The 7,281-nt window shown below is 48.9% G+C and carries 6 protein-coding genes; 3 read left to right on the top strand and 3 right to left on the bottom strand.

The window, feature by feature from the left end; all coding sequences use genetic code 11:
* Positions 1 to 121 precede the first annotated feature (121 nt).
* Complete coding sequence (locus L976_RS01010; protein ID WP_047533288.1) at positions 122 to 2,113, bottom strand: ligand-gated channel protein; 1,992 nt, start codon at positions 2,111 to 2,113, stop codon at positions 122 to 124.
* Positions 2,114 to 2,234: 121 nt separating this feature from the next.
* On the opposite strand from L976_RS01010, the gene L976_RS01005 reads away from it, so the two are divergent.
* Positions 2,235 to 3,197, top strand: coding sequence for a LysR family transcriptional regulator (locus L976_RS01005; RefSeq protein WP_047533285.1), 963 nt, complete (start codon positions 2,235 to 2,237; stop codon positions 3,195 to 3,197).
* Between the two features lie 80 nt (positions 3,198 to 3,277).
* Entirely contained in the window at positions 3,278 to 4,150 is an 873-nt protein-coding gene (locus L976_RS01000; protein WP_047533283.1) for a patatin-like phospholipase family protein, read from the top strand.
* On the opposite strand, the gene L976_RS00995 is transcribed toward L976_RS01000, so the two are convergent.
* The gene (locus tag L976_RS00995) at positions 4,143 to 5,078 is read right to left on the bottom strand and encodes a LysR family transcriptional regulator (RefSeq protein ID WP_047533281.1); all 936 of its coding nucleotides are present in this window, start codon (positions 5,076 to 5,078) and stop codon (positions 4,143 to 4,145) included. The genes L976_RS01000 and L976_RS00995 overlap by 8 nt on opposite strands.
* Complete coding sequence (locus L976_RS00990) at positions 5,079 to 5,933, bottom strand: DMT family transporter (RefSeq protein ID WP_037423508.1); 855 nt, start codon at positions 5,931 to 5,933, stop codon at positions 5,079 to 5,081.
* A gap of 196 nt (positions 5,934 to 6,129) precedes the next feature.
* On the opposite strand from L976_RS00990, the gene trmL reads away from it, so the two are divergent.
* Positions 6,130 to 6,594 (top strand): tRNA (uridine(34)/cytosine(34)/5-carboxymethylaminomethyluridine(34)-2'-O)-methyltransferase TrmL, encoded by a 465-nt coding sequence (gene trmL, locus L976_RS00985; protein WP_047533277.1) that lies wholly within the window; start codon positions 6,130 to 6,132, stop codon positions 6,592 to 6,594.
* Positions 6,595 to 7,281 lie beyond the last annotated feature (687 nt).

Here is a 7,281-nt window from a genome sequence, read left to right as displayed (position 1 = left end):
TTAGGTTACAAACCATCCTTGAGGGTTACGAATTGGCCATGTCTCTCAATCACGAAGACTTGTGATCAAGAGACAGGCTAAAAGCTGGCTTTTTGTATTAAGCGACTAATTTTAAGCGCGGTTAAAAACTATAGGTCATACCTAACCAGTAACGGCGACCATCTTCAATATAGCCGTACTCATCTTGAGTAATCTCTTTATCGAAGGCGTTATAGATACCTGCGCTGAACTTAATGCTGTCGTTAACGCGATAGTTCGCACCCAAATCTAACAGCGTATAGGACGGCGCAATCAAACTGCTTGAGGAAGGCCCAGTGGTTGGTTGGCTCTCTTCACCACGGTAGTTAACCCGCAGCCAAGTGCTTAACTTATCTATCGGCTCATAGTTAACCGACAATTGCACCAGATGTTTAGGTAGCTGGTTCAATGGACTCCCTTTGTAAGCGCCCGTTTTTTGCTCCGAATCGGTATAAGTGTAGTTACCCGTGAGCGCCAAGTTGCTGAGGATTTTATAGTCGATACTCAGCTCAACCCCTTGGGTGACTGCCTCATCGATATTCACATAAGTGGTTGGGTCGGAACCAAACTGATTCGGCCCATCAGTACATTGAGTCGCAGGGCAAGCGACACGGGTGATCTTGTCCTCAAACTCGTTATAGAACACACCAGCACTGGCCGTGATGGAATCGGTCAAATCCGTGTAAATGCCTAACTCATAGTTCACAGAGGTTTCAGGTTGCAAATCCGGATTACCGTACATATTGCCGCCTCGGCTTACCTGCCCCCAATCGGGCACGGTTTGCCTTAGGCTAGGCGCCCTAAAGCCCGTCGACACACCGCCTTTTAAGGTAGTGTGCTCGGTCAGCCCCCAAACACTGTAAATCCGTGGACTAAGGTGGTCACCAAAGTTTTCATCATCGTCTAAACGCAGGCCCAAGGTTAAGGCAAAATTATCGACGATACGCCATTCATCCTCTGAGAACACCGACCATTGACGGCGACTAATATCGGTTAAGTCACTGACCTGATTGCCAGTTTCATCGGTGAGGTCTTGATAATTGAAAGCAGCACCAAAGGTTGCCGTATGGCTTTCACCTAAGGTGGCGATCACACTGGTTTGAGCATCGGTATTTTTGATTTTCATCTTGCGGGACTTGTTATCGTACACTTCGTGCTTGATATAAGTATCCGAGGTACCAAAGTCCCAACGTCCGGTATGCGACAATGAAATCGTGCTGTTTTCATACTCGGTTGTCGACGATGCAGGGCAACCACTGCGGCCACAACTGGCCCCCGGCGCTAATGGCGCAACGGTTTTCCCTAAGGTGCTATCCAACTCTTGGTTGGCGATACCGACTTCCAACATGATGTCATGGTCTTGATTCGGCGTAAGTGCAAATCTGGCGGTGAGATTATCCGCATCACGGCCTCGGTAACCACCATAGATATTATCTTCTTCACGCTGGGTATATTGGCCGTATAACTGCACGCCAAGCAAATCTTTGATCAAGCCACCGTTCACAAAAAAGTTGCCCTGATACACATTGCCCGAGGCCGACTTCTCCTGCAGCGTGGTGTCGAGTCGCAGTTCCCCCTGCCACTCATTGGGCACTTTACGGGTGATAATGTTGATCACCCCACCGATAGCATCCGAACCATAAAGGGATGACATGGGGCCGCGGACAATTTCAATCCTATCGATTGCGGCGAGCGGCGGCGTCCAAGCGCCTTCAACACCAGGACCATCACTGTTGGTGCGGGTTTCGCGGGAAGACTGACGCTTACCATCAACTAAAATCAGCGTATATTGGCTGCCCATTCCCCGCAGACTAATGTCCCGACGGTCGGCACCACCAGTTACCACCACGCCGGGGACTTCTAACATGGCGTCGGTTAAGTCACGGTAAAAGCGTGTATCGAGATCCTCACGGGTAATCACGCTAATCGATGCCGGCGCATCACGCACTTGCTGCTCAAAACCCGATGCGGTGACGACAATCCTTTCCATCATTTTGTCTTGATCGGGGGCGGCATCCGCCAAAGCCTGAGTAGCCGGTAGCAACAGAGTTGTAGATACCAGCTGTGCGAGGATCTTTTTACGACGTAACAACATAACCAACGAATCTCCCTTGACCCTTTGTAAATGATAATAATTTTCAATACGGCAATGTATCCCTATGTTACAATCGGCTCAAGTTAGACTTTGAGTAATCACTTGTAAGAGTTGCTTAAGAATGAATAGAAATATGGTCAAGGGCATGATCGTGTTTGCCGCCATCGCGGAAAAAGGTTCGATGAGTGCTGCTGCAAAGCAGCTTAATCTGAGTTCATCGGCGGTGAGCCAACAAGTCGCAAAGCTTGAAATGGATATGGGAATTAGTCTGTTTCACCGTAATACCCGCCACCTGACACTCACAGAGGCGGGCACGTTATTTTATGAAAACTGCATTAAAATCATAAAAATAGTAGAAAGCGCCGAACATCAGCTACACTCATTAAAGGGCACTCCTTCGGGGGAGCTTAAAATCGCCGCGCCAGTCGGCTTTGGCGGTGGTTTACTCAGCCAGCCATTAGCGCATTTATTGGCGGCTCACCCGCAGATCAGTCTCAATCTGCAATTGCAGGACGGCCCAATTGATATAGTTAATGAAGGAATCGATCTGGCAATTTGCATCGGCCCTCTGTCGGATTCGAACCTTATTGCTCGCCCCTTGGCAGATTGGCGTATGTTACTGTGTGTCGCCCCCAGCTATATTCCCCAGCATCAGAGCCTGCAACACCCTGAAGACTTACAAGGGTTCAACCGTATTAGCCATAGCTATGCTAAACCCGAGTTCTTAACCCATTCACAGACTCAAGAGCGAGTCGAACTCCCAGCCCAGCGCATCAACGTCAATAATATGCAGACGCTTATCCAACTCACTCTCGATGGATTGGGCTATGCCGTATTGCCAGAGCCCGAGGTGCATCAATACCTTGCATCAGGCCAACTGGTAACACTCTTATCCGAATGGTCGCTACGCACCTACAGCGTTTACAGCGTGACCTCGGCGCGGGATAAACAGCCCGCCAAGGTGAAAGAAGCCATCACCGCGCTCAGTCAATATTTTAGCCAGATGGATTTTAGCCCAAGCCCAGCGTCACTGACTCAGTCCAGCGCCTGCGTGCACACGCCAAGACTAGCCATCCCCGCCTAAGCACTCGTAGGCATGCGTTTCATTTATCAGGTGAGTTAGAGTATGCTGTTTTATCCATTCGATTAAGCAGTAATAACGCAATGCAAGATGTGGCCTTAGTGTTAGAAGGCGGCGGCCTGAGGGCAATTTATACCGCCGGTGTGTTAGATGCCTTTTTGCAGCAACAATTGCACTTCCCCTATGTGATTGGTGTATCGGCGGGGGCGATTTATCCCGCTTCTTATGTCTCACGCCAATTTGGCCGCAATTTAAAAATTCAGCAGCAATATCTGCGGGATAAGCGCTACATGGGGCTGCGCCACTGGTTAGCCACGGGGAATTATGTCAACACCGATTTTACCTATAAGCGCATGGCCTATGAGCTACTGCCTTTTGATTTTAAAACCTTTTTAACCAGTGGAACCGAGTTTAAGGTCGGGGCATTTAATTGCCAGACAGGACAAACCGATTACTTTGGCATGGCCGATTTTCAGGAGCACGAGAAATTGCTCGACGTGCTTATCGCCTCCTCTAGCCTGCCTTTTATGGCCAATCCCCATAGTATCAACCGCCAAACTTACCTCGACGGTGGTATCGCCGCGCCCATTCCTGTAGCCAAGGCGCAGCAAGACGGCTATAAACGCCAAGTGGTGATCCTGACTCAGGATGCAAACTATCGAAAATCGCCGATGAAGTTCAACTGGTTAGCGCGCAAGCGTTATCAAACTTATCCGGCAGTAGCCGCCGCGCTAAAGGTTCGTCACCAACGTTATAACCACTCCCTCGAGGAACTCACCCAGAGTGTTGCCAGCGGCCATACCTTTGTGATCCGCCCTGCTGCATCGCTTACTCTCTCGCGACTTGATCGCAATATCGATAAAGTGACCGCCGTATATCACCAAGGGCTGGTGGATGGTCAGGCGATTTTGCCTAAACTGCAAGCTTGGCTAAACACAGGGGCAGATATCAGTTAGTGAGCGAGGCGCTGACTTTGTTAATAATCAGCTCCCGCAACCATTTATGGCTGAGATCGTGTTCAAAATGCTTATGCCACATCAGCAAATACGCACCGGGGATCAGTTTAATCGGCGAGGGTAAATACTTAAGATCAAACGACTTCATCACCGCTAAGGCATAACGGGAAGGAGCGCAGAGAATCAAATCGCTTTGCTCACACAGGGCAAGCGCACTCTGGAAGTCGGTCATATTGACCGCAATATCTCGTTTACGCCCTTGGATTTGCAGCACATCGTCTAACAACCAATATTCCAAGCCACCAAAGGCGACCTGTAATTGGCGATAGCTTAAAAAGGTATCGAGATTCCATTCCTGCGAAAGTGCAGGATGGTCACTGCGCATCAAACACACTATGTAATCCTGAACCAATTCAACATAATGGATATCGTCCGGAATATGGTTTACATGCATGGGCGAACGTTCATCCCATTCGCGGCAGCCAATAGCCAAGTCGATATCGCAACGCAGCAATCTGTCCATGGTATCGAGCCGCCAGGTTTGGCAATTGATGCTCACACCGGGCGCCTGCGCCAATAGCGAAGGCATAAAATGTGGAAAGGTCAGCGAATAGGTCATTTCGACCAGATGCATTCGAAATTGTCTTTGGCTTAAGGCGGGCTCAAAACTATCGGGCCGAGTAAATTGCGCTAATTGCTGTAAGCATTGGCGTAAGTCGGGCGCCAGCGACAACGCCTTGGGCGTCGGCTTTAGCCCGTAGGCGGTGCGCTCGAATAAGGGGTCATCAAACACTTCGCGCAGGCGAGTCAATTGCTTACTCACAGCTGACTGACTTAAATGCAGCCGTGCCGCTGCGGCCGTGACACTCTGCTCCTCGAGGAGGATTTCTAGTACGGGCAGTAAGTTTAAGTCTAAGTGTTTTAGCATTTAACCCCTCGCTTTTAAGGGACTCCACCTCAATTTTTGCGGCAACTTCATCAGCAGCAGCGACAGTAAAATCACTAAAATCCCCGCCCACTGCCGCATATCTAAGGTTTCACCCACAATCAATACGCCTAATGATACGGCAACCACGGGATTGACTAAAGCCACCATCCCCATGATTTCTGGCCCTAAATTTCGCATTGACCACAGCCAAGCCCAATAAGCCACCGCGGTATTGGCGGTAGCCAACCAGATTAACGAGGGAACCACATCCATATTCGGTATCTGTGGCGGCCCCGCCATAAACCAAGCCAGTGGGATCAACATCAAGCCCCCCAAAAGTAATTGCCAAGCGGTCAGCACTAAAAAATCGCCCACATCCCAGCGCTGCATCCAACGGGAAGAAAAGGCAATCAGAGTCGTCGCACTCAACATACACAGGACACCAATCGGGTCGAGATCCGCCGAGGGATTAAGCAATAAAATCACTCCTGCGAGGCCCATCAAACCGAGCAGTAACCACTTCATCCCCGGGCGTTTTTTATCAATCAGCCAAGCGAGGATCAAAAAGATTAATGGCAAAGTCGCCCCCAGCGTACCCGCGACGGCGCCGGGTAGCCGATAGGCGCCAATAAACAGCAGCGCAAAGAAAGCGCCAATATTACAAAACGCCAGCAAGCTTAATTTAGACCATGCCAGCGTCGGCAAACGTGGGCGCAGCATCAGCAACAAAATGCCCGCAGGCAGCGCGCGCCAAACCGCCACCCAGTAGGGCGACATATCCTGTAAGTAAAGACTCACCAGTGCATAAGTGGTCCCCCAAAACACCGGGGCGAGTAACGCAATCACAAACGGCATAATGACTTCTTAAAAAGTATCTTGATATTGAGATATATTACTTTGAGAGAATAAAACAGGCAAGCGCTGAGATAAGGTTAATAGGGAGAAAAGAAAAGGGACTAGCGTTTATGCCGCTGTAGATATGCACACGCAGAGCTGTGCTTAAGCCTTGTTTGCCGTATAATCGGGCGTCATTTTTTATAGGCGGGCAAGCATGTTCCATATCGCACTCTATGAGCCAGAAATCGCACCCAACACGGGTAATATCATTCGCCTTTGCGCAAACAACGGCAGCCAACTGCATCTAATTGAGCCGCTAGGGTTTGATTTTGAAGAGAAAAAACTGCGCCGCGCGGGCCTAGACTATGCCGATTTAACCAATGTGACTCGCCATAAAAACTTCGATGCCTTCCTCGAAGCCATGGCAGGTAAGCGCATTATGGCCTGTACCACTAAGGGCAGCCGCCCTCACACTGAACTGAGTTTTGCCAAAGATGACGTGCTGTTATTTGGCCCTGAAACCCGTGGTCTACCTATGCCGATTATCGAGTCGATCCCAACCGAGCAGCGATTACGCATTCCGATGGCGGCCTCCAGTCGCAGCCTTAATCTCTCCAATGCCGTGGCGATTATCAGCTACGAAGCCTGGCGTCAGCTCGGGTTTGAAGGCGCAATTTAATACGCAGGAATACTGATTTGGATTAGGCTGGACTTAACCAGCCAATTTTCCAATCATTCAGCCATCCAAATCATTCAGCCATCCACGCCGAAAGATAGCTTTAACTCAATTCGCCCCCAAAGCCAGATAACTTTGTCGTTAGGTATGTTGGATGAATTGTCATTGTTTCCCCTGTGACACGCCATAAACTCATCCCTGAGGGCTCGACGGCGGCATCCATGCCACCAACGGTCACAGTTGCAACAATGACAATCTTTACGACCATTGAACTGTTCATCTGGCTAAAAGATATTGCCCCAAAACTTGTTAGCACACGTTTGTTCGTTCTGGACTTTACGAAAGAGTTACCCTACAAAATCTCATCTATTAGCCCTCCACTTTAGTGCTTCTCTATAACAGCCGAATCCTAGTTAGATATACAGTCATATCGTATTACGCTAGTTTTTGAGGGTTTTGAGAACAACATTCGTGCGCGTTTTTCCAAAAAATAAAATTGAAAGTCATTTTAAATCAATTGGATAAAATATATTGAGCTTAGTTAATAGGTTTGGAAAACGCGCATGCGCGTTTTTCCGGATGGTGTATTTGTAAAAAATCTGATAACTTCTTTACATACAGATAGTTAACTGTGCGCGTTTTTACTGGTCTAACGTGATAAACGCGCATGCGCACGAATAAAATGTTATG

The sequence above is a fragment of the Shewanella sp. ZOR0012 genome (assembly GCF_000798835.1).
Lineage (GTDB): Bacteria > Pseudomonadota > Gammaproteobacteria > Enterobacterales > Shewanellaceae > Shewanella > Shewanella xiamenensis.
The sequence above is the reverse complement of the archived record's forward strand: the minus strand, read 5'-3'. Positions and strand labels throughout refer to the sequence as shown.

What these genes read in the sequence shown, in the direction of transcription:
- L976_RS01010 (WP_047533288.1), bottom strand. Translation starts at nt 2,113, where the DNA reads ATGTTGTTACGTCGTAAAAAGATCCTCGCACAGCTGGTATCTACAACT.
- L976_RS01005 (WP_047533285.1), top strand. Translation starts at nt 2,235, where the DNA reads ATGAATAGAAATATGGTCAAGGGCATGATCGTGTTTGCCGCCATCGCG.
- L976_RS01000 (WP_047533283.1), top strand. Translation starts at nt 3,278, where the DNA reads ATGCAAGATGTGGCCTTAGTGTTAGAAGGCGGCGGCCTGAGGGCAATT.
- L976_RS00995 (WP_047533281.1), bottom strand. Translation starts at nt 5,078, where the DNA reads ATGCTAAAACACTTAGACTTAAACTTACTGCCCGTACTAGAAATCCTC.
- L976_RS00990 (WP_037423508.1), bottom strand. Translation starts at nt 5,933, where the DNA reads ATGCCGTTTGTGATTGCGTTACTCGCCCCGGTGTTTTGGGGGACCACT.
- trmL (WP_047533277.1), top strand. Translation starts at nt 6,130, where the DNA reads ATGTTCCATATCGCACTCTATGAGCCAGAAATCGCACCCAACACGGGT.